The organism is Actinoplanes sp. NPDC023936, from assembly GCF_040639325.1.
GTDB lineage: Bacteria > Actinomycetota > Actinomycetes > Mycobacteriales > Micromonosporaceae > Actinoplanes.
The window spans coordinates 117478-135348 of record NZ_JBEZZR010000005.1; the positions used below are offsets into that span (position 1 = coordinate 117478).

Consider the following 17871-nt stretch of genomic DNA (forward strand, 5'->3'; position numbering starts at 1 on the left):
CCAACCGGTACCCGCCAACCGCACCCACCCGACTCTCACCGAGGAGACCCGATGACCACCACTGACAACATGCCGTCGATCCTGGCTTTCGCCGAGGATGAGTTCATCCAGGGAACGACTGGCGCCGGCAAGAATGAACTGCAGCCGCTCCTGGTCTTCACCGACGAGTTCACATCCGTCACGCAACGCGCGGCCGAGCCGCTTCCCATGGAGCTGACCGAGATCCGGCAGAGGCTCGTCGACGCTGGCGCCGTAATGGAGCGGCGCCACGCCGCGACCGCTCAGCCGACCGGCCCGGCCCGCGACCAGCAGATCAACACGTTCGGGTCGCTGTTCCTGCTTGCCGGCGCCCTCACTGGCCTGGCGTTCACCGCCCTCAACGATCCGGCGTACGTGCCGGTCGCCATCCCGGCTGCCTACGTGGCTGCGGTGATTGGGGCGATCGTCATGCTGCGCACCCCGGCTCGCAACGTCTGACCAGCGCGAACAAGGAAAGGAGTTGTTGGTGGCGGTACGCGGAACCACGTTCGAGCAGCGGCGCGCAACCCGCGCACAGCGCACCCGGCAGAACCGGCTCGTCTTCTTCACCGCCGAGATCCGCAAAGCGCAGACCGGCCGGCAGCGCCTGCAGCAGGCCTGCCAGTACGCGAAAGCGGTCTGCGACGACCTGCCTGAAGATGCCCGTACCCGGCTCGCCTTGACGATCGCGCAAGCCGCAGAAGCCGCCGACAAGGAGAACGCACAGTGACGAATGACGGAACCCCGCCGGGCATCGCGACCGCCTTCGAGCGGACCGCAGATGCCCCAGACGGCAAAGGAGAGGGCGGGGGCAGGCCTGCAGGCCCGCAGGCCTGCGCGCGCGCGATCTTAACGGCCACGCAGAGTGACAGCAAATGGGGTGCGGCCGTGGGCCTGTGGGACAGGATCCGCGCCGACATCCGCCGCCTGCCCCGTGATCAGGAGGTCGCCGCCTGGGATCTCGTGCACCAAGCACTGACCGAACTTCGGGCCGACATCGCCCAGCAGTTCGTGGACCCGCCTGAGGAGGTGAACCCTGATGTCGATCACTGAGGCGTTCGCGGGAGTCATCCCGGCCGCGAAACCGGCGCCGGCGCCGCCCGTCGTCACGCCGGTTGCGGAGCCCACCGCGACGGATCGGACCTACGACGCGGACGTGGCAACCGAGTCCGGACCGTCGTGGCTAGGCGCTGCTGGCACTGCTGTGGCTGCCGACTTCCGCGACGCGTGGCTGTGGGATGCCGAAGGTGTCACCGTCCGCGCCCTGTGGGAGCAGCGAATCCCGGACCGGGAGCAGGTGGCCGCCGCGAACGCCGGGCTGTGGGCTGCCTGGTGCGTGTACAACCACATCGCCCTCGCGGTGATCACCCCGCTGCTGTTCGTGGCCTGGATGCTCGCCCACCCCGCCCGTCTGCTCTACCTCACCCCGCTGGCCGTCGCCGGCATCACCATCTGGCTCGCCTAACCCACCCCTGGAAAGGACCCACCACCATGATGAAGTTCCTCGCCTGGGCCGGATTCGTCGCCGCGATCATCGCCGGTGCCGGACTGGCCGCTACCAACCCGACCATGATGATGGTCCTGATCTGCGTCGGCGGCATCATCGCCCTGGTCGTCGACATCGCCAAGGACCGCACCCCCAACCAGTACGCGGTCCTCGTCGCGATCGGCCTGCCGTCGCTGCTGGTCGGTATGAACGGCACCTTCGCCGAGACCGTCGGCGGCTGGATGACAAGCCTCTGGAACTGGGCGTCCGAGCCGCTCGGCGAGATGGCCGGCACGACCGCCATCTTCACCGCGGTCATCGTCGGTGCGATCGCCGTGTTCGTCGGTCAGAAGACGATGCCGCGGACGAGCCGCTGATGGGACTCGAACTGATCGTCTGCATGCTGCTGGCGGGCGTCTTCACCGGCGGCAGGGTGGCGCAGGATGTGATCGCCACCCTGACCGGCAACACCCCGCCGCATGTGGAGCGCGCCCGGCTGCGCGCTGAGCGGGAGAAGGTGCGGGCGGAACGGGCCCGGCTGAAAGCCGACCGCACCAGCGACCGGTACACGGCGGGCAAGCCGCGGCTGCGCGATGTTGCCGCCGTGTACTGGGGTGACGCCCTCACCGATGTGATCAGCGCCCACGACCGGCGGCGAGCAGAGAAGCAAGCCCAGCAGTCGGAGGACAAGCAGGCCGCCGTCGAGCAGCGCCCGGCCCGCAAGGTCCGTCCGTCGTGGAAGCAGCGGGCAGTGCGGCTGGGTCGACTGCTGTGGGAGCCGGTCGGCGAGAACCGCGACACCGACCAGCCGGACCCGGATGCGGACGGCGACCTGGATGTGGCTGACCGGGTCTCGCACTTCTGGGAGTGCTCGAAGTGCGACGCCACCGAGGGCGGCTACGCGACGCAGGACGAATCCGATGCCGCCGCGCAGCGGCACATCGACTCCGTGCACGGCGGCCGGGGCCGCATGGTCGACGAGTTCAACGAGCCGCCGGCCAACACCAAGCCGGGCAACGGCAGACTCGAAACCCCCGGTTCGGCACCGGCCCACGACACGGCGGCCAACGAGGAAGAAGAAGAGCGCATCGACTGGGATCGTGAGCGCGCCGCCCTCACCGAAACCGGCATTGAGATGGCGCACGAGCTCGGCAACGATTGCCTCCAGCCCGGCTGTTGGGCCTGTGCGGACAGGCACCGTGAAGGCCAGTACACGCCGCTGCCTATCCCTGACGGCCGTGCCTTCGACTGCCCCCGCTGCGGTACGCCGGTCGACTACTTCGGTCGCGTGCACGGCGCCGACATTCCCGACGACGACCGACTCAAGGCCCACTGCCCGCAGTGCGGCTGGATCCCGGTGGCGTTCAGCGACAGCAATGCACCCTCCGACACCAACGACAAGGAGCAGTCCATGACCGAAGCAGCAGCAGTAGGCGTCCCTACCGGCGAGGCCGTCAACTACGAGACCGCCATCGTCGAACTCGACAAGATCGAGGCCGCGCAGCAGACCCACCTGGAGCAGGCGCAGCAGGCCCTCGACAAGGTCCGCGAAGCGAAGGCGGCGATCGGTGACACTCAGGCGTCGTACCGGCCGGCCGCCGAGGCCGCCGGCCTGGTGCACCAGCACCTCCACGTCCTGAACGTGGATCAGGAGACCGTCGCCGCGACTGGCACGATCGCCGACTCGATGCCACCCAACCGCGTGGACGAGATCTTCGCCCAGCTCGAAGGCATGGAGGCCGACGCGCTGCAGCAGGTCAGCAACGCGGAAGCCGCGCTGGCCGCCACCGCGGCAGCCCGCGCCTCGATCGTCGAGAAGTACGGCGACGCGAACACGACCGTGCAGCAGCACCTGGCCGGCGACTCCCGGTTCCTGGCCGCGTCCGGCGCTGCCTGACGTTGCCCGTTTCCGTCGGAGCCGACCGAGTGCGGCTCCGTGCGGTGGCGCGCAACGCCAACCACCTTTCCCCGCCCGAACCCTCGCAAGGAGCAATGCCATGACCGCACCCACCCAGACCGGGCCGGGCACGCCTGGTTCCCGCATGTCGACGGTGTACTTCGACGCGGCCAATCGGCGACGGCACTCCCGGATCGAGGTGCCGGTGAACACCGAGGGGGAGATCAACGGTCGGCCGTTCGAATGCCCCCGCTGCCACGACAACGTGCCGCCGACCTGGAAGCCACTTAACTATTCGAAGCTGCCGGTCTGTTCAGTGCACCCCGGCCAGCGGATGCGCCCGCACGTGCTGAAGTCGCCGCCGCTGCTGCCGTACCGCCAGATCTGGGATGTGTGCGAGAAGCCGCTGCGCCCGATGTGGGCGCTGCCGGGCATGGCCGCCGCCGGCCTGGCCGTGGACGCCGCCAACATCCCCGCGTGGGGTGTTGCGGCGGCGGTGCCGGTTGCGTTCGAGGCAACCCGGCGTACCTGGCGGATGCGCGCCATCCGCAACGCCATCCGCCGCGGCGACCTCGAAGCGGGCGACGACGTGTACGGCCGCCGCCTGCGGGACGCGATCGACGCAGCCGCCCGTAAGGCCGGGTATGTCGCTGCCGGTGGGACGGGTTGGCTTGCAGCGGTCGCCGCCCTCGGCCTCGACCCGTCCACCACGGCCGGCTCGGTGGCATGGCTGCTGGCGCTGCTGCCGTGGGCGCCGCCCGCCGCCACCTACCTGAAGTCGCTGCGCACCCGCCCCGCTGCGGCGCCGCACATCGCCGAGACGCAGGCCGCCGAGCCGGAACCGCAGGTCGACAAGGACGAGCAGCGGATCCTGCACATCTGGCGCACCGTTGTCGCCCAGCATGTCGGTGACATCATCGGCATGGCCACCGACGGCACCACCCCGATCAAAGCCACCGGGAACGGGAAACTGCCGGGCGCGCAGCTGGTCGGCTGGCAGAAGATCCGCGGCGGCTGGAAGGCAACGATCGTCGGCCCGCCCGGCGTGTTCGACTCGGACGCGTACCTCGCCGCGAAGAAGAAGATCGCATCCGCCTATTCGGTGACGGCGGCGATGGTGTCGCTGGTCCCGGACGGCGAAGACGAGAACAAGTGTGAGCTGCTGGTGCAGAAGACGTCCGTCATCAAAGAGGTCACGCTGTGGACCGGCCCCGAGTCGGTTGACGCCACGACCGGGCTGGCCCCGTTCGTGCGGTATGTGGATGGCAGCTACGGCATGTACGAGCTGTACCGGCCTGGCTGGGGTTCCCCGCACGAACTGTTCATCGGCACCACCGGTGCGGCGAAGTCGTCGGCGCTGGAGTTGGCGTTCGCGATCGGCCGGTGGGCGCAGCACGAAGGACGGGGCATCGTTGCGGATTTCCTCATCGACCCGCAGGAAGGGCAGTCGTTCGGGGCGTTCGCCGACGACCTCGCCGCGCCGGTCGCGTCGACAGCCGACGAGGCGATGATGCTGGTGCGGGCGTTCCGGCGGGAGATGCTGCGCCGCAACAAGTACCTGTCGCACAAGAAGTGGACGGACGGGCGGGGCCGTCAGCGGCGCGGCGTCAAGTGGTGGAATCCGCTCGTCGAGGGGCCGATGCTGTTCCTCACCATCGATGAGGCCCACGAGTTCCTGGCGATCCGCGAGTTCGCGGCCCTGGTCACCGCCGGGGGCCGGATGTTCCGTAAGTGCGGGATGAAGTTGCGGATCGCGACGCACACGCCGCTGCTCACCGACCTGGGCGGGTCGATGGCGTTGCGGGACATGCTGACCGGCGGGTTCGTGTGGTGTGGGCGGACCGCGAACAGCCTGTCCGGGCCGACCGCGTTCAACGGCCGGCTGCCCGCCGACCCGAAGTTCATTCCGGAGGTGCCGGGCGCCGCCTACATTCTGTCGGCGCGGGAGAAGAAGCCGATGCTGTCGCGGACCATGTGCGGGCCGTTCAATGAGAACGGTGAGCCGGACCTGTACGACTACATCCGCGACGGCGACAACCAGCCGATCGGGTTTCCTGGTGTGCTGCCTGCGGAGACGCTGGCGGCGTTCGGGAAGGAGTACGCGGACTGGGTGGAGTTCATGGGCAACGAGCACCCCGACGACACGCTGTGGATTCCGGATGCGGACGCGGCGGCGCCGGTGAAGGCGGACCGGTCGGATGAGTTCCTGCACACGATGGTGTGGTGGGCGCTGGAGCAGGCCGAGGAGCCGCTGGACATGAACGGCCTGGACGCGGCCCTGCGCGGCGCCGAAGTCGATGCGTCGGTGCTGGCGGTGCGGGACGTCCTGAATGTACTACGCGGGCAGGGCAAGGTCACCGCCCGCGACGGCCGGTACGAGTTGTCTCCGCAGGCCCGCGCCGAGCAGCAGGAGAAGCTGCGGGAGGCGATGGAGCAGGTGGAGCGGATCGCCGAGCTGAGTGAGGCGCAGTGAGGTCAGCGGTTGCTGTCGCGGATGGCCTGTGCGACGTCGCGGAAGCCGTCGTTGATGGCGCGGGCGACCTGGTCCCATCCGCGCTGGTGGACTTCGGCGATCCGGCGGGTGCGTTCTTCGAGGGCACGCCCGTTGTCCCGGTCTCTGCGGGCGGCTTCCTCGGTGAGCCGGTTCGCTTCGGTGAAGTAGGTGTAGGCCTGCTCAACGAGTTCGCGGATGTGTTCCGGGTGGAGGACTCGTTGGACATCGTCTGCGTAGGCCATGCGCTCAGGGTAGCTATCCGATCGCGTTCCGGCGAGGTGGCGTCATGACCGAAGCAATCGTCTACGGGTTCCGAACCCTCGACCCGTTCACGCTGTCGAGCATCGAACTTGGCTATGTCGGCCAAACCCGGCAGGGCCTACGGTCTCGGGAGTTCACGCATCGCGACGAGCAGCCGTGGGCGGACATCATCGTTGGGTCGGCGTACATCATCGCCGCAGGGTCATGGACCGATAGCGAACTAGACCAAGTCGAACAGTGGTCAATCTTCGCGATGAAGCCCCGCTACAACGTGAGCTTCAACCAGGGAAACGAAGGTCGGATCCCGCCGGAGGTTGCGGTAGCGCAGCGGCTCGCCCGAGACCGGGTACGTGGGGTGCCGCTGTGGCGACCGGAACCTGCGGTGCCTGTATTTGTTCCAGTGGCCGAATCGGCTACCGCGCTGTCCGACTGGCAGCAGCACCGGGCTACGAAGCTGTCAACATTGCCCCTCGGTGCAGGGCACAAGCGCATCCTTGAGTTCATTGCGAGTGGCGTCAACCGGCCCGGCGAGCTGGCATCAGCATCGGGCTACTCCGAACGGCAGGTGTACAACCTGCTGAACGAGCTAAAGGACCAATTCCGGCTGATCAGGCGTGAAAGCCATGGCCGCTACCTGCTCGTTGAGGGCAAGTCGTGACCGCCACATATCCGGCCCGGCGCCGCATGGACGCCCGCTACCGGGGTGTCGTCTACGGCCTGGACGTCCTGGACCATGAGACCGGACTGCTGGTTGAGAACGACTACGTCGGCAAGACCCGACAGAAGGGCCGGGCACGGGAGAACCAGCACCGCGACACCCAGCCGTTCTCGGATCGGATTGTCGGCTCGGCGCGGGTGCTGTGGGAAGGCATGTGCACGGAGGCTGAACTGGACGAGATGGAGCGCCGGTTCATTCAGGAGCCGCCGTCCGGGGTTCGGCCCCGCCTGAACTACCTGCTGAACGAGGACAACCCACACCAGATCCCGAAGTGGGTTCAGGTCGAACAGCGGCACGAGCGCGACGACGCGGCGGGCCGGCCGCGCTGGCTTCCGGCTGACGAGCGGCGCCGAGACAGCCTCCTGGACTGGGATGGTGGTCAGCCGATAGCGCGCCCCCCGGCGGCGGTGCGGCGTGTGCCGTGGAGTTCGCGCCGCAAGCACCTGACCGGGCTCGCTATCGGCTGGGCGGCACTCACGTTCGCCGCCTGGATTGTTCTCGCGGTGAAGAACGTGTTCACCCAGACCAACATGCTCGCCGCGATACCGGCGGCCCTGGTGTTCGAGGTGTGGGTGTGGGCGGGTGTGCCGCTTCCGTTCTGGCGGTGGAGCCGACGGAGCGCGGCCAGGCGGGTCCGCAAGCGACTCCAGAAGGGGCGGCGGCGATGACCCAGTCTCGCCCCGGCCATCCGTCGTGGTGCCGCAAAGACGACCCGAACTCGGCCCTCGGCCGGCACCTGTCCGTGAGTGTGCGTGCCGGTGTGCAGCGTAAGGACGGTGAGGCGGTGGCGTGGCTGTCGCGGACCGGTCACGGGCCGACCTGGTTGACGCTGCTGGCGGCGCACATGACGCACGCGAGTGTCCGGCTGAGCCTGGACGATGCGGTGCGGCTGCGGGACGGGATCACCAAGCTGCTGCGGCAGGCCGGGCACGAGTAAGACCGAAGACTTCAACCCCTCTTACGCCAGCAACAACGCTGGCCTGACGAAAGGACCATGCCCATGACCACCTCAACCCCGATCGACGTCGAGCAGCTGCGCGATGTCGTCTGCCGCACCGCCCAGTTCGGGAACGGCACCGTCACCATCGGCACCTACGAGGGCGGCGGCGATGTCAGCCTGCTGCTGGTCGACGGTGACCGCACCCGACCGACCGTTATCGCCGGTTCCACCGGCTCCGGTGGAACAGAACTCATCGAGTCTCTGCGCGACGGGACCGAGAGCACCGGCATTCACGTGGACTTCGCCGACACCCAGCACATGAGGGCCGCGCAGGCAATCAGGGACTGCCACGCCGAGATCCTGGACCGGAACCGCTACCTCGCCGAGCACGGTGAGCGCACCGGTGTGGGCGTGCTGCCGCTGCGCCTGCTGCTGGTCGACGACCTCGCCGAGGTGGACCACGAGACCGCTGGCCTGCTGACGCAGGTCGTCCAGATGGCACCGAAGACGAACATCGCCGTCGTGGTGCGGACCCAGCACCTCGGGGCTGACATTCCCGGCGGTGCGCTGCTGTACGAAACGCTGAAGGCGGGCAACGTGGTCGAGCTGCGGACGTTCCGCAACGGCATCCCGCGTACGTTCGAGGATGGCTCCTCGACTGCGGGTGTCGGGTACGTCAACGGCGATCTGTTCCGGGTGTGGTATCCGGGCCACTGACCGATCGTCATGCAAGTGGAGGGTGCGGCCAACGTGCCCTCCACTTGGCATTTCGGCCAGTTCCGTGATCGGCATTTGCCGCTCGATCTGGGAGAATAGACAGGTGCCTGTCGCATCGACGACGTTACCGACATTGACTGTGGCCCGGTTGGTCGCCGCGCACGTCAACCAGCTTTGGCAAGCGTGGGCCAACGACGCGGAACACCCCGGATGCTGCTACCTGTGCTGTGCGAGCTGCACCGCGTTGAAAGACCTGTACGACAGAGGTGAACTCGACGCCCTCTATGGCGTCTACGTTCACCACGTCGGCGGCTCTTGGGAGGGCTGGGATTCGGCGCGACGTCAGGTCCGACGGGACTGGCTTTGTCGAGGCGTGGTCGGTGACCCAGACGTGCTGCCCAGGAACCCATCCGTCGGCCCTCAATCAGTTGCCGAACGAGAAATAGGGGAGCTGCAACCTGTGTCCAGCAAGGATTGGGTGGGTCTTGGGCAGCGCGTGGTATCTCGGCGAGTCGAACTTGGCTACACCACTCGGGAAGCGTTTGCGCAGGTGGCCGGGATCAGCAGCCGCCTGCTCGGCGACCTGGAGAACGGCAAGCGCGAAAGCTACGACACCTCGACCTACGCCAAGCTGCATCAAACGCTGCGCTGGCCGATTGGCAGCATCCCGGCGATCCTGGCCGGGGCGAAGCCGTTCGAAGAGGTGGATGAGTCCAAGCGGCGCGAGAGTCCCGCTTACAACGGGCTGCGCCAGTTGCAAGAGGAAGCAAGGGGTGCGTTCCGGGACGCGGCGGTTAAGGCGCTGCTCGCCGACCTGACCATCGAAGACTTGGGGTTCGAGTTGCAGGCGCTGGCCGCGACGCTCCGCCGCGCCGTCGGGCTAGGCGGTGGCGGCACTCTCGAATCCTCGAATCGGAAGATTGGTGATTAGTCACGTGGAAAGGGAGACCTTGAACAAGGAAACACAGCGGCTGATTGCCGAAGGCTACGAAGTTGTTTGTGACTACGGCGACACGGAGGACGGCTTCGTCTTTGACCCTGTCGGCCAGAAGGAGGCTCGCCAGTTATTTGCTCGCGCCGCATTCGCCGCCGCGTACATGGGGGTCAGCACGGACGAGTTGTTGGCGGAGATGACGGAAGCCAAGTCGACGGTGGCGAAACTTGAGAAAAGCTACTGGAAGACCGTGGATACGATCATGAAAGCGCCTTGGCCTGGCGGACCACCCGACACAAGCCGCTATAGCACAAAGGTCGTCAGGCGTCTCAGCGATCTTGCGCCGAAACAGCCACACGATTACCCTCACGGCAGCGGCAGTTTCAGGGTAACGAGCAAGGTTCATCGCAAAGACTGATCTCTGGTAACCCGGCATGCTTGCGGTCGGTTGGTCACGCCGTGACCCAGTCCAGCGACTTTGCCGCCGCGCTCGACGCCATCCGTTACTCCGGTGACGATCTCACCGTCAAACGCGAGAAGGCGTTCGCGCTCCTTGACGGCATCGGCGGCGACGAGAAGAAGGAAGCGTTTCGGCTGGCCGCCGACATCATCTTTCCCACGCCCGAGGCTCGCGCTCAAGGGTTCGTGCAGTTCCTTGGCGACGCGATCACGAACAGCCCGGACCGGTCGGACAAGGCGATCTGCCAGGCCGTCCAGGAAGGTCTCGCGCTCGGCGTCGAGATGATGGCGGTGGTCAGCGAAGAAGCGGCCGAGGAGTTGGACGGCTGGAACGCGTTCCTTGAATCCGTGATCGAGAACCTGCCGGACGGGCGAGTGCTGGAATGCGCGCACTGCGGCCGGCACTGCATCGACACGTACGCGGTGGTCGACGGCTGGACGTTGTGCTTGACGGCGGAACCAGGGCATGTGAACTGCCTTGTTCGGGTTCGCGAACATGGCGAGCCGGTCGGAGCGGGGAGAATGGGTAAGCAGTAGGACATCGCTGGGGAGGGGACATGCCGAGGATGCCGGGCCGCTTATACCGGCCATGGTGCTGCTATTGCGCCGCCACCCCCGGGCCTGACTGCCCTGACGTCCACGACCGCCGCAATGGCCGGTGGGTGCGCAGAAACTTGAAGCAGCAGCTGCGGCGTCGGCCGGAGGACCAGTAACGCAAAAGAACGCCTCGCCCCGCACAGGCTCGCCTGGCGGGGCGAATCCATGTGCGGGGCGAGGCGCTGTGCGTCGGGTGGCGGCGGATCGTGACTTCGCGCCGAGGGCATGCACCCGACGACGATCATGATGGGGGAACGGGTCAAGTCACCGCACGACAGTGCGGCGGTCCTTCACCCCGGAGTTGATCGCGGCCTGCTGGACGGCGGTGCCCTTCAGTAGGCCGACGTACGCGGCCACCGCGATGATGAAGTTGATGACGTCGGCGTACAGCACCCGCCACAGGTCGAACGTCTCAGCCGAGTTCACCGCGCCCAGCCAGGCCTCCACGAACGCTTTCACGGTCGCGAGGAACAGCAGGACCAGGCCCTTCTGGAACGCCGACCAGCTGGACTTCATCAGCAGCCCGGCGGCGAGGGGCAGCAGCACGGTGAGGACCAGCGACAGCAGGCCGGCCAGGCTGGGTTCGAACAGGTAGGTGGGGAGGGTGGGGAAGACGATCGAGTCCATCGGATCTCTCCTGGGTGCGGGATGGAAGGGAATTACAGGCGCGTAGTTCCTGCTCAGGGGCTGCGCCCGGCGGATCACGGGCTTAGCGTCGATCTATGGCCGAGCGGATCACCGGGGCGATGCAGACACCCGACGGCTACTGGCGGGTCGAAACGATCCGGTCCGGCCGCGACCAGTGGTTCCGGATCTGGCACGCGAACACGGTCGTTGAGGCGCGTGCGTCGATCGAGACGGTGGCGCGGATCCTCGGCCATGACGCACTCGCGAACCTGCAGCCCGTGGACGTCGAGGGCGGGGCGGCGTGACCGCTACCGTGGATGTGTGACAGTCCTTTGCGCCGCCGACTTGTATGCGTTCCTGCTCGCTCGATTCGACGAGGACGAGCGAGTGGCGCTGGCGCTCAAGAACGATGGCTTCGGCATCTATCCGGACGGCCACGCCGATGCGGGAGTGGCGTTCCTCGGTCGATTCGACGAGGATCGGATGCTGGGCGAGGTTGAGGCCAAGCGGCGCATTCTGGTTCGGCTCTGGAATCCCGACGAAGTGATCTGGCGGGAGGACATCGCGTCGGGGACGGCGTTGCCCGTGTTCAAGGCCCTCGCCTTGCCGTACGACCGCCACCCCGACTACCGCGAAGAGTGGCAACTGTGACGGTCAGCCCGCAGGTGTCAGTGTCGCCGGCACACCGGTTTGGTCGTCCCGCAATGCGCGGCGTTTCCACCGAGGCCATCGCCGACGCGTACTGGCTGAGCGAGGACGTCGAGGACGAGTACGGCTTGTCCCGGCACGAGCTGCTGGTGGCGCTGTGGTTCGAGGCGTCACAGGGGCAGCCGAGGTTCCGGGAGCGCTGGCGGGAGTGGGCCGAGCGGGTGGGGCCGCTGCTGTGGGACACCAGGACCCTGGACGTGGACGCGGTGGAACTGCCGGGAGTGAGGTAGTGCGGGGTGGGAGCATGGCAGCATGACTAAGCCGACGGCAGTCGAGTTCGCCGCCACCATGCGGGCTCCCGCGATCATCTTGGGGTGGCCTGTCTACGCACGTCTGCCGGTGGCCCAGAAGGCACCAGGATCGCTGGCCACTCTCCGGAACGGCGGCCTGGACCAGGATTACGTCTGGACGGGTGCGGCTTGGCAGCCGGTTGGTGTCGAACGCCGCGTGCGAAGCTGTACTTCGGCCCTGAGCCGTTCGTGTTCGGCTGGCGGGAGCGGCGTCAATGGCGCAAGCAGCAGGCCCACGTGAAAACCATGGTGCGGGTATGACGGAACTCCGCTGGCAGTGGCTTGACAACCGTGAGCAGCCGGACGGCAGCATGGTGGTCTATCACTGGCCGCTGAACGTGGTGGAACGCTACTGCGTGGACTCCGGCAACGCCGTCCGGGCCATTCCCGGCGACCGGTGTCTGTCGCACGGTGATCGGGACGTGATGTGCACTACCGCGCAGCGCATGCCACCGGAGTGCCGGCATCTGCGGTTGTCGCCGAACCATCCGTACCCGCACTGTTCGGAGTGCGGCGTGACGGGGGAGGACGTAACCGCTGAGGTGGCGTCGGGGCGTTAGTCGTCCTGGCCGGGCCGCCGCTCTTTGATCCACTGCTCGACGTCTTCGGCCAGCCACACTTTGCCCTGGCCGAGCTCGGCGACCGGTGCGGGGAACTTCGGGTGGTTGGTGAGTGCGTAGACGCGCTGGCGGGAGATGCCGTTGAGCCGGACCCGGATTTCGTGGGCGCCCATCAACTTGGGCCTAGATGTCATGGGACCAGTATGGGCGTGGGGCTAGGCCGGTGTCACTCGTAAGGGATACACCTCTTGCGCTTCCTAATTTAGGAAGCTAGATTGGTGGCATCGGTCAGGGGATAGCCCCAGGCCTCACCGGAAGGAACCGGCCATGACATCACACGTTGCCGCTATCGCCACCCAGCCTGACGTTGTCACTGGTGACGTCTGCGACCTGAGCATCGCCACCGCCGAGGTCCTCAGCTACCGCAACGGCGACTACAACCCCGACACCGGCCAGTACGACGAGATCCCCGAATACACCATGAGCACCAACATTGTCTTCACCGCCGACCTCACCGTCCACGTCGACGACGACGACAAGCTCGCGAAAGCCGAGGACGAGGCCGACCAGATGCTGGCCAAGAACGGCTGGAGCCGGACCAGCGACTGGTTCATCGCCGATACCGCCATGTACGCCGACGTCGAACCCGCCTGACCGCTCACCGCCCAGCCCCGGCCCAGCGCCGGGGCTTTCGCCATCCCGGAGCAACGATGCAGCCAAACGCCACATACACCGACCCGCCCGGCATGCCCGAAGACGAACGCATGACCGACGCCGAGTTCCGCACCGTCCGCGAGTTCCTCGGCCTCACCGGCGACTGGCTTGCCGCGCATCTCAGGGTCTCCGCTCGCACCGTCCGCCACTGGGAGCAAGGCAAGTACCCGATCCCTGACGGGGTGCGGCTTGCGACGGAAGACCTCGAACGGCGCACCGGCGAGTTCATCGGTGCGATCGTCGCCCAGTTGCAGGACATGCCCGATCCTGGCGTGCTCGTCTACCGCAATGACGCCGAATATCACGCGGCGCACCCGGACATCGAGTTCCCCGCGTCGTGGCATCGTGCAGTTGTCGCCCGCATCGCCCTCGAAGTGCCGGGCCTGCGGATCGCCTACCCGCCGGAACGCGCCGATGGGTAGCTGGTCGCCGTCGCGGCTGCCGAAAATCCGCGACAGTGTGTGCCGGCTGCTGAACGACCCGGAAAGCCCGCTGCGGTCCAGCCTCGCTCGGTCCGGGAAGGACGGCACCACCGCCGAGTTGCAGCGGGTCGCCGACGACCTCACCGCCGGGCAGCTGTACTGGGTGGCGCCGCAGATGGCGGCCCTGTCGGTGGGGGCAGCGGAAACCATTCCGCAGGTGCGGTGGACGGTGGAGGAACGGCCGTCCGAACGCGGTCTGATCGTCTTCGACGGCGGTGTCGGCACCCTCGAAGAAGACGGTGCCTCCTACCCCGTCGACGCCCTCAGCTGGGGTCCCCGAGACGGCGGACTCATCGTCTGGTTCTGGGTGGCGCGCAGCCGCATGGAGGAAGCCGCCGCCCACAACGGCATGCAGATCGTTGTCGAGCAGGTGCCCCCACTGGTCCCGTACCTGGCGTGGACGCTGCCGGTCAGCAGTGAATGGCAACTGCCGTCCGAGATCCCCGGCGACTACCGGACCGTGCTGACGACGCTGGCTGCGGCCTGGTCGCTGATGCAGCAGCCCACGATCGTGGAGCACATCCCGGTCGAAGCTGACCGGAAGGTGCGGGCTGCCTACGCGCGTGCCGGCCGCGGTGAGCCGGAAGCAACCCTGGTGGAGTTGCGCCGCCAGTACCGGCTATCAGGTCAGCCGCCTCTGGATCCGGATCAGCCGGGCAGGCACTACAAGCACCGGTGGATTGTTCGTGGGCATTGGCGGCAGCAGGCTTACGGTCCGGAGCGCTCGCTGCGCCGCCAGACGTGGATCGCCTCGCACGTGAAAGGCCCGGAAGGCGCGGATCTACTGGAGACTGCGAAGGTCAACGTCTGGCGGCGGTGAACCCGGACGGGCGAGGCGGCAGGACAGATCACCGGGCGTCCGGCTACCGTGCCCCGATGAGACGCCTCCTGTCCGGCGCCGTGATGGCCGCCGTCCTCCTCACCGGATGCAGCAGCAACTCCTCCACACCGCCGGCCGAGCCCGACCCGGATGGCGAAGCAGAGATCGGGATCAGTGAGCCGTCGCTGGTGCAGGCGAAGGTGGGCACGCCGTTCGACTACCAGCAGACGTTCTCCAACACCTCTGATGTGGTGGACTGGCAAGTGACCGTCACCAAGGTCGAGTGTGGGCTCAAGGTGCTGAAAAAGGCGGCATCCAACCCGGATTGGCTGGGCGACGACGACGTCCCGAGGTTCGTCGACGCGAAGCCGGCCGACGGTCAGGAGTTCTGCCGCGCCGACGCCACCCAGAAGAATGTGGGCAAGACACCGGGTACGGGAGCCGAAGATTTCGGGAACCTGGTCACCGATCAGGGCGAGTTTCAGGCGTCGAGCGACGACGAGGAGTACGCGTCCAACCTGGCCGAGGTTGAGGAGCTGCCGACGAGCCCGTTCAATCCCGGTTCGACGGCGAAGGTGATCGCGATCTGGCAGGTCACCGCTGGGGCGAAGCCGACAGCGGTGCTGTTCCCCGGCACGACTGTCTACTCGGGGCCGTCGCACAGCATCGCGGTGAGCTGACCCGGCACACCGAAGCTACGCTGTGACGATGCGGTGCTGGTGGTGCGGTGTGGAACCTGACGAAATCCACGAGGTCACGTCGTTCGAAGGGGAAACACTGAAGCGCTTTCCTGTGTGGCCCGCAGGCGATCATGTTCACGCCGTACTGCCGCCCACGCCCAGCCAGCTTGAAGACGACGCCCATCGGGCGTTGACGCGCATCCGCAACGCCGCCATCGGCTGAGAACTACGCGCCCGTCACGCCGATAAGTCCGTCGCAGTGCTCGCAGTAGTAGACGATCCAGCCGTCGTCGGCGAGCAGCGCGTGCATGGCGTACGGGCACAGCAAGCAGAGCTTGAGATCCATGTCGCCTCCGGCACCGCGTAGGTCACCGGCCATTGATGCCAGTCGACGGGCGACCCACCAGTTGGCGCAGCGCGTCGAGATCCGGCTTCGGACGCCACACCTCGGTTTGCACAGTTGTGAGCGTGTCGGTGAGCCGTTCGGCCTGGTGTCGCATCGCAGCGAACTTCTCGATCAACTGGTCCATCTCAGCGCGCAGCCGGCCGACGTCCTGATCGGCCTCGTCGCGGATCCGGTCGGCCCGTTCTCGGGACTCGTCCGCCTCCTTGCGGGCTGCCTGCTCGCTGGCCTTCAGTTGCCTTGCCCACTCAAGCAGCTCGTTTGTCCTGTTGGCCCGTTTGGCGACTCGGCTGGTGATGAGGGTGGCGATGATCGATGCGGCTGCTGCGAGCGCGGCCACGATTATGGCAGTGGAGGTGTCCATGCCACCCCTTCCCGCTCGATCGGCTCCATCCAGCCCGCCATCACCCATACGCACCAGGCGAACGCGAGCCACTGGGCGGCTGCGGGCCACGCATCGCCAACGTTCTCGCCGAGCAGCCACGCGAACAGGTAGAGGCTGCCCCACAGCACCTTGATGGCGATGGCGCCCATGAACGCGATCCGGTCGCGGCGGTGGATGGCCCCGTACGCGCACATGGCGGCCACGGCGAACCAGGGCAGCGACCACCACCACAGCGGGCTGAGCGTGTTCAGCCAGGTGTAGAACTCGACGGCGGCCGGGTCGACCGTGGCGAGCCGGACACCCCAAAGCACGTCGAGGACGGCGAACCCGGCCAGTGCCCGGCCGCGTCTGCCGAGCGGCTGGACTGCGATCCTCACGACGTCGCGGATGCCAGCAGCCGGCCGACCTCAGGCGCGTCGTCACCGAGGACCGCGCGCAGCAGTTCAGCCTTCTGTTCCGGGCTGTCCGCGTCGCCAAGATGGTCGACGATTGCGTCGGCAGTGGCCGTGGGCAGTTCGGCGAGCTGCTGCCGGATCTGCTCCAGCGCCTGGTCGTCGCCCTTGCCTGCGGCGACGATGGCCGAGGTGAGTGCGGTGCCGAGCGACTGGACCTGGGTGGCCAGCGCTTTCACCAGGGTTTCGATGCGGTGCCGCTCCCAGCTGCCGTAGCCGATAACGCGACCGAGGGGCTGCATGTTCGCGGTCTTCGCGGCCGGTGTGACGTTCACCTTGACATCGGCGATGGCTTTGGCGAGTTCGGCGGCGGTGGGCATGTCATCCTCCTGTTGCTGCGGGGCGATGGACTGCTGCCATTCGGCGTACGTCCAGCCCATGTCGATGGTCAGGATCTTCCACATGGCCCAGAAGTCGCCGATGATCCTGCGGAAGAACGAATCGTGGCGATGCCAGGCGTGGGTGTTGTCGCCGGACGTCTCAGCGCCGTTCTTGAGCTCGCTGTAGCCCTCGGTGGTGACGTCACCGTCGACGTTCCCGAGGGTGTAGAAGATGACCTCGTCGGGGCGCAGATCGTCCGGATCCGCCATCGCGGCGATCATCCGGCGCGTGTACTTGTTGATCGTCCGGTAATCGCCGTGCTGTGCATCCCTGAACGTCCAGTCGTGCGCGGCCGTCTTCGTCTTCCACCACGGGCCGGTGCGGTTCCAGGCGTGCCGGATCGAGTGGTCGGTGCGGATGTTGCCTTCGCCGTGATCGGGGAGGTTCGCGCCGGCGTTGTGCGAGCCGGGCTTCCGGGCGAACGTGCCGCCGTTCTCCGACAGGCTGGGCTCAAGCGCCTCGCGCATGCACACCAGCCACCACAGGGCGTCCGTCATCCGCTCCGGATTCGGATTCCGCTTCGGCAGGGTGAAATCCGGCGGGGCGCCGCGTGGGTGGGTGCGGGGGTTCATCACCATCAGCGGGCCTCCAGGCTCTCGACACGACGGGTGGTCTCGATCACCACGTCGGCGAGGCTGGCGTGCCACTCGCTGTGGAAGCCGCGGCCCTTGTCGATGACCGCAACACCACAGGTCAGGCACGGGTAAAGCAGGGTGCCCTCGGGCAGCGGGTGCGGGCCGATGGTGACGTCGCCGCCACTGTCGTCGTTGTTGGTTTGCACGCGGGATCTCCTAGCTCGGCAGCAATTCGACGTGCAGGAATGGCGCTGCTCGCGGGGCTTGAACGGC

30 protein-coding genes are annotated in these 17871 nt (G+C 67.2%); 23 read left to right on the forward strand and 7 right to left on the reverse strand.

Annotated elements, in window-relative coordinates:
• Positions 1 to 51: 51 nt before the first annotated feature.
• The 7 genes from AB0F72_RS08835 to AB0F72_RS08865 all read left to right on the forward strand — a co-directional run bounded on the left by AB0F72_RS08835 (position 52) and on the right by AB0F72_RS08865 (position 5874).
• Entirely contained in the window at positions 52 to 477 is a 426-nt protein-coding gene (locus tag AB0F72_RS08835; RefSeq protein ID WP_360427531.1) for a hypothetical protein, read from the forward strand.
• A 28-nt stretch (positions 478 to 505) separates the two neighbouring features.
• Complete coding sequence (locus tag AB0F72_RS08840; RefSeq protein ID WP_360427534.1) at positions 506 to 748, forward strand: hypothetical protein; 243 nt, start codon at positions 506 to 508, stop codon at positions 746 to 748.
• The gene (locus AB0F72_RS08845; protein WP_360427537.1) at positions 745 to 1071 is read left to right on the forward strand and encodes a hypothetical protein; all 327 of its coding nucleotides are present in this window, start codon (positions 745 to 747) and stop codon (positions 1069 to 1071) included. Before AB0F72_RS08840 ends, AB0F72_RS08845 begins: the two co-directional genes overlap by 4 nt.
• Entirely contained in the window at positions 1058 to 1483 is a 426-nt protein-coding gene (locus AB0F72_RS08850; RefSeq protein WP_360427540.1) for a hypothetical protein, read from the forward strand. Before AB0F72_RS08845 ends, AB0F72_RS08850 begins: the two co-directional genes overlap by 14 nt.
• A 26-nt stretch (positions 1484 to 1509) precedes the next feature.
• Positions 1510 to 1881 carry a hypothetical protein gene (locus AB0F72_RS08855; RefSeq protein ID WP_360427543.1) on the forward strand — a complete coding sequence of 124 codons (372 nt, stop codon included), beginning with the start codon at positions 1510 to 1512 and terminating at the stop codon, positions 1879 to 1881.
• Entirely contained in the window at positions 1881 to 3401 is a 1521-nt protein-coding gene (locus AB0F72_RS08860; protein ID WP_360427546.1) for a zinc ribbon domain-containing protein, read from the forward strand. Before AB0F72_RS08855 ends, AB0F72_RS08860 begins: the two co-directional genes overlap by 1 nt.
• 100 nt (positions 3402 to 3501) lie before the next feature.
• A complete protein-coding gene (locus AB0F72_RS08865) occupies positions 3502 to 5874 on the forward strand; it encodes a hypothetical protein (protein ID WP_360427550.1) in 2373 nt (790 codons plus the stop codon).
• A 2-nt stretch (positions 5875 to 5876) separates the two neighbouring features.
• Here AB0F72_RS08865 and AB0F72_RS08870 read toward each other — a convergent pair whose 3' ends face one another.
• On the reverse strand, positions 5877 to 6137 hold the full coding sequence (locus tag AB0F72_RS08870; RefSeq protein ID WP_360427554.1) for a hypothetical protein: 261 nt from the start codon (positions 6135 to 6137) through the stop codon (positions 5877 to 5879).
• Positions 6138 to 6181: 44 nt separating this feature from the next.
• Between AB0F72_RS08870 and AB0F72_RS08875 the strand changes: the two genes are divergently transcribed.
• The 7 genes from AB0F72_RS08875 to AB0F72_RS08905 all read left to right on the forward strand — a co-directional run bounded on the left by AB0F72_RS08875 (position 6182) and on the right by AB0F72_RS08905 (position 10461).
• Positions 6182 to 6814: a hypothetical protein gene (locus AB0F72_RS08875; RefSeq protein WP_360427557.1), complete on the forward strand. Its 633-nt coding sequence runs from the start codon at positions 6182 to 6184 to the stop codon at positions 6812 to 6814.
• A 26-nt stretch (positions 6815 to 6840) separates the two neighbouring features.
• A complete protein-coding gene (locus AB0F72_RS08880) occupies positions 6841 to 7542 on the forward strand; it encodes a hypothetical protein (RefSeq protein ID WP_360427560.1) in 702 nt (233 codons plus the stop codon).
• A complete protein-coding gene (locus AB0F72_RS08885) occupies positions 7539 to 7811 on the forward strand; it encodes a hypothetical protein (protein WP_360427563.1) in 273 nt (90 codons plus the stop codon). The genes AB0F72_RS08880 and AB0F72_RS08885 overlap by 4 nt, the downstream gene beginning before the upstream one ends.
• A 63-nt stretch (positions 7812 to 7874) precedes the next feature.
• The gene (locus tag AB0F72_RS08890; protein WP_360427566.1) at positions 7875 to 8531 is read left to right on the forward strand and encodes a hypothetical protein; all 657 of its coding nucleotides are present in this window, start codon (positions 7875 to 7877) and stop codon (positions 8529 to 8531) included.
• A gap of 103 nt (positions 8532 to 8634) precedes the next feature.
• On the forward strand, positions 8635 to 9462 hold the full coding sequence (locus AB0F72_RS08895; protein WP_360427569.1) for a hypothetical protein: 828 nt from the start codon (positions 8635 to 8637) through the stop codon (positions 9460 to 9462).
• 4 nt (positions 9463 to 9466) lie between these two features.
• Positions 9467 to 9883, forward strand: a complete 417-nt coding sequence (locus AB0F72_RS08900; RefSeq protein ID WP_360427572.1) for a hypothetical protein — start codon at positions 9467 to 9469, stop codon at positions 9881 to 9883.
• Positions 9884 to 9924: 41 nt separating this feature from the next.
• A complete protein-coding gene (locus AB0F72_RS08905) occupies positions 9925 to 10461 on the forward strand; it encodes a hypothetical protein (protein ID WP_360427575.1) in 537 nt (178 codons plus the stop codon).
• Between the two features lie 324 nt (positions 10462 to 10785).
• Here AB0F72_RS08905 and AB0F72_RS08910 read toward each other — a convergent pair whose 3' ends face one another.
• A complete protein-coding gene (locus tag AB0F72_RS08910) occupies positions 10786 to 11148 on the reverse strand; it encodes a hypothetical protein (protein ID WP_360427578.1) in 363 nt (120 codons plus the stop codon).
• Between the two features lie 95 nt (positions 11149 to 11243).
• Between AB0F72_RS08910 and AB0F72_RS08915 the strand changes: the two genes are divergently transcribed.
• The 4 genes from AB0F72_RS08915 (at position 11244) to AB0F72_RS08930 (ending at position 12706) form a co-directional block, all read left to right on the forward strand.
• Positions 11244 to 11453, forward strand: coding sequence for a hypothetical protein (locus AB0F72_RS08915; RefSeq protein WP_360427581.1), 210 nt, complete (start codon positions 11244 to 11246; stop codon positions 11451 to 11453).
• Positions 11454 to 11469: 16 nt separating this feature from the next.
• Positions 11470 to 11799, forward strand: a complete 330-nt coding sequence (locus AB0F72_RS08920) for a DUF6221 family protein (RefSeq protein ID WP_360427584.1) — start codon at positions 11470 to 11472, stop codon at positions 11797 to 11799.
• A 53-nt stretch (positions 11800 to 11852) separates the two neighbouring features.
• Positions 11853 to 12086 carry a hypothetical protein gene (locus AB0F72_RS08925; RefSeq protein ID WP_360427587.1) on the forward strand — a complete coding sequence of 78 codons (234 nt, stop codon included), beginning with the start codon at positions 11853 to 11855 and terminating at the stop codon, positions 12084 to 12086.
• Between the two features lie 317 nt (positions 12087 to 12403).
• On the forward strand, positions 12404 to 12706 hold the full coding sequence (locus AB0F72_RS08930; RefSeq protein WP_360427590.1) for a hypothetical protein: 303 nt from the start codon (positions 12404 to 12406) through the stop codon (positions 12704 to 12706).
• Here AB0F72_RS08930 and AB0F72_RS08935 read toward each other — a convergent pair.
• Positions 12703 to 12900: an AlpA family phage regulatory protein gene (locus AB0F72_RS08935; RefSeq protein WP_360427593.1), complete on the reverse strand. Its 198-nt coding sequence runs from the start codon at positions 12898 to 12900 to the stop codon at positions 12703 to 12705. The two genes, AB0F72_RS08930 and AB0F72_RS08935, sit on opposite strands and share 4 nt — an antisense overlap.
• Before the next feature lie 133 nt (positions 12901 to 13033).
• Between AB0F72_RS08935 and AB0F72_RS08940 the strand changes: the two genes are divergently transcribed.
• The 5 genes from AB0F72_RS08940 to AB0F72_RS08960 all read left to right on the forward strand — a co-directional run bounded on the left by AB0F72_RS08940 (position 13034) and on the right by AB0F72_RS08960 (position 15625).
• Positions 13034 to 13360, forward strand: a complete 327-nt coding sequence (locus AB0F72_RS08940; protein ID WP_360427596.1) for a hypothetical protein — start codon at positions 13034 to 13036, stop codon at positions 13358 to 13360.
• Between the two features lie 92 nt (positions 13361 to 13452).
• Positions 13453 to 13842 (forward strand): DUF1870 family protein, encoded by a 390-nt coding sequence (locus AB0F72_RS08945; RefSeq protein ID WP_360427599.1) that lies wholly within the window; start codon positions 13453 to 13455, stop codon positions 13840 to 13842.
• Positions 13835 to 14722, forward strand: coding sequence for a hypothetical protein (locus AB0F72_RS08950; protein ID WP_360427602.1), 888 nt, complete (start codon positions 13835 to 13837; stop codon positions 14720 to 14722). The genes AB0F72_RS08945 and AB0F72_RS08950 overlap by 8 nt, the downstream gene beginning before the upstream one ends.
• Before the next feature lie 56 nt (positions 14723 to 14778).
• Positions 14779 to 15402: a hypothetical protein gene (locus AB0F72_RS08955; RefSeq protein ID WP_360427605.1), complete on the forward strand. Its 624-nt coding sequence runs from the start codon at positions 14779 to 14781 to the stop codon at positions 15400 to 15402.
• Positions 15403 to 15451: 49 nt separating this feature from the next.
• Positions 15452 to 15625 (forward strand): hypothetical protein, encoded by a 174-nt coding sequence (locus AB0F72_RS08960; protein WP_360427608.1) that lies wholly within the window; start codon positions 15452 to 15454, stop codon positions 15623 to 15625.
• A 145-nt stretch (positions 15626 to 15770) separates the two neighbouring features.
• Here the strand turns inward: AB0F72_RS08960 and AB0F72_RS08965 are convergent, their stop codons facing one another.
• From AB0F72_RS08965 to AB0F72_RS08980, 4 genes are read right to left on the reverse strand one after another with little or no spacing between them, the layout of a single operon-like run.
• The gene (locus AB0F72_RS08965) at positions 15771 to 16169 is read right to left on the reverse strand and encodes a hypothetical protein (RefSeq protein ID WP_360427611.1); all 399 of its coding nucleotides are present in this window, start codon (positions 16167 to 16169) and stop codon (positions 15771 to 15773) included.
• Positions 16148 to 16567, reverse strand: a complete 420-nt coding sequence (locus AB0F72_RS08970) for a hypothetical protein (RefSeq protein WP_360427614.1) — start codon at positions 16565 to 16567, stop codon at positions 16148 to 16150. The genes AB0F72_RS08965 and AB0F72_RS08970 overlap by 22 nt, the downstream gene beginning before the upstream one ends.
• The gene (locus tag AB0F72_RS08975; RefSeq protein WP_360427617.1) at positions 16564 to 17595 is read right to left on the reverse strand and encodes a hypothetical protein; all 1032 of its coding nucleotides are present in this window, start codon (positions 17593 to 17595) and stop codon (positions 16564 to 16566) included. The genes AB0F72_RS08970 and AB0F72_RS08975 overlap by 4 nt, the downstream gene beginning before the upstream one ends.
• A 5-nt stretch (positions 17596 to 17600) precedes the next feature.
• The gene (locus AB0F72_RS08980) at positions 17601 to 17804 is read right to left on the reverse strand and encodes a hypothetical protein (RefSeq protein WP_360427620.1); all 204 of its coding nucleotides are present in this window, start codon (positions 17802 to 17804) and stop codon (positions 17601 to 17603) included.
• Between the last annotated feature and the right edge of the window lie 67 nt (positions 17805 to 17871).

Coding starts and splice junctions, on each gene's coding strand:
- AB0F72_RS08835 (WP_360427531.1), top strand. CDS start 52: ATGACCACCACTGACAACATGCCGTCGATCCTGGCTTTCGCCGAGGAT.
- AB0F72_RS08850 (WP_360427540.1), top strand. CDS start 1,058: ATGTCGATCACTGAGGCGTTCGCGGGAGTCATCCCGGCCGCGAAACCG.
- AB0F72_RS08855 (WP_360427543.1), top strand. CDS start 1,510: ATGATGAAGTTCCTCGCCTGGGCCGGATTCGTCGCCGCGATCATCGCC.
- AB0F72_RS08860 (WP_360427546.1), top strand. CDS start 1,881: ATGGGACTCGAACTGATCGTCTGCATGCTGCTGGCGGGCGTCTTCACC.
- AB0F72_RS08865 (WP_360427550.1), top strand. CDS start 3,502: ATGACCGCACCCACCCAGACCGGGCCGGGCACGCCTGGTTCCCGCATG.
- AB0F72_RS08870 (WP_360427554.1), bottom strand. CDS start 6,137: ATGGCCTACGCAGACGATGTCCAACGAGTCCTCCACCCGGAACACATC.
- AB0F72_RS08875 (WP_360427557.1), top strand. CDS start 6,182: ATGACCGAAGCAATCGTCTACGGGTTCCGAACCCTCGACCCGTTCACG.
- AB0F72_RS08880 (WP_360427560.1), top strand. CDS start 6,841: ATGGACGCCCGCTACCGGGGTGTCGTCTACGGCCTGGACGTCCTGGAC.
- AB0F72_RS08885 (WP_360427563.1), top strand. CDS start 7,539: ATGACCCAGTCTCGCCCCGGCCATCCGTCGTGGTGCCGCAAAGACGAC.
- AB0F72_RS08890 (WP_360427566.1), top strand. CDS start 7,875: ATGACCACCTCAACCCCGATCGACGTCGAGCAGCTGCGCGATGTCGTC.
- AB0F72_RS08910 (WP_360427578.1), bottom strand. CDS start 11,148: ATGGACTCGATCGTCTTCCCCACCCTCCCCACCTACCTGTTCGAACCC.
- AB0F72_RS08915 (WP_360427581.1), top strand. CDS start 11,244: ATGGCCGAGCGGATCACCGGGGCGATGCAGACACCCGACGGCTACTGG.
- AB0F72_RS08925 (WP_360427587.1), top strand. CDS start 11,853: ATGCGCGGCGTTTCCACCGAGGCCATCGCCGACGCGTACTGGCTGAGC.
- AB0F72_RS08930 (WP_360427590.1), top strand. CDS start 12,404: ATGACGGAACTCCGCTGGCAGTGGCTTGACAACCGTGAGCAGCCGGAC.
- AB0F72_RS08935 (WP_360427593.1), bottom strand. CDS start 12,900: ATGACATCTAGGCCCAAGTTGATGGGCGCCCACGAAATCCGGGTCCGG.
- AB0F72_RS08940 (WP_360427596.1), top strand. CDS start 13,034: ATGACATCACACGTTGCCGCTATCGCCACCCAGCCTGACGTTGTCACT.
- AB0F72_RS08945 (WP_360427599.1), top strand. CDS start 13,453: ATGCCCGAAGACGAACGCATGACCGACGCCGAGTTCCGCACCGTCCGC.
- AB0F72_RS08950 (WP_360427602.1), top strand. CDS start 13,835: ATGGGTAGCTGGTCGCCGTCGCGGCTGCCGAAAATCCGCGACAGTGTG.
- AB0F72_RS08955 (WP_360427605.1), top strand. CDS start 14,779: ATGAGACGCCTCCTGTCCGGCGCCGTGATGGCCGCCGTCCTCCTCACC.
- AB0F72_RS08965 (WP_360427611.1), bottom strand. CDS start 16,169: ATGGACACCTCCACTGCCATAATCGTGGCCGCGCTCGCAGCAGCCGCA.
- AB0F72_RS08975 (WP_360427617.1), bottom strand. CDS start 17,595: ATGAACCCCCGCACCCACCCACGCGGCGCCCCGCCGGATTTCACCCTG.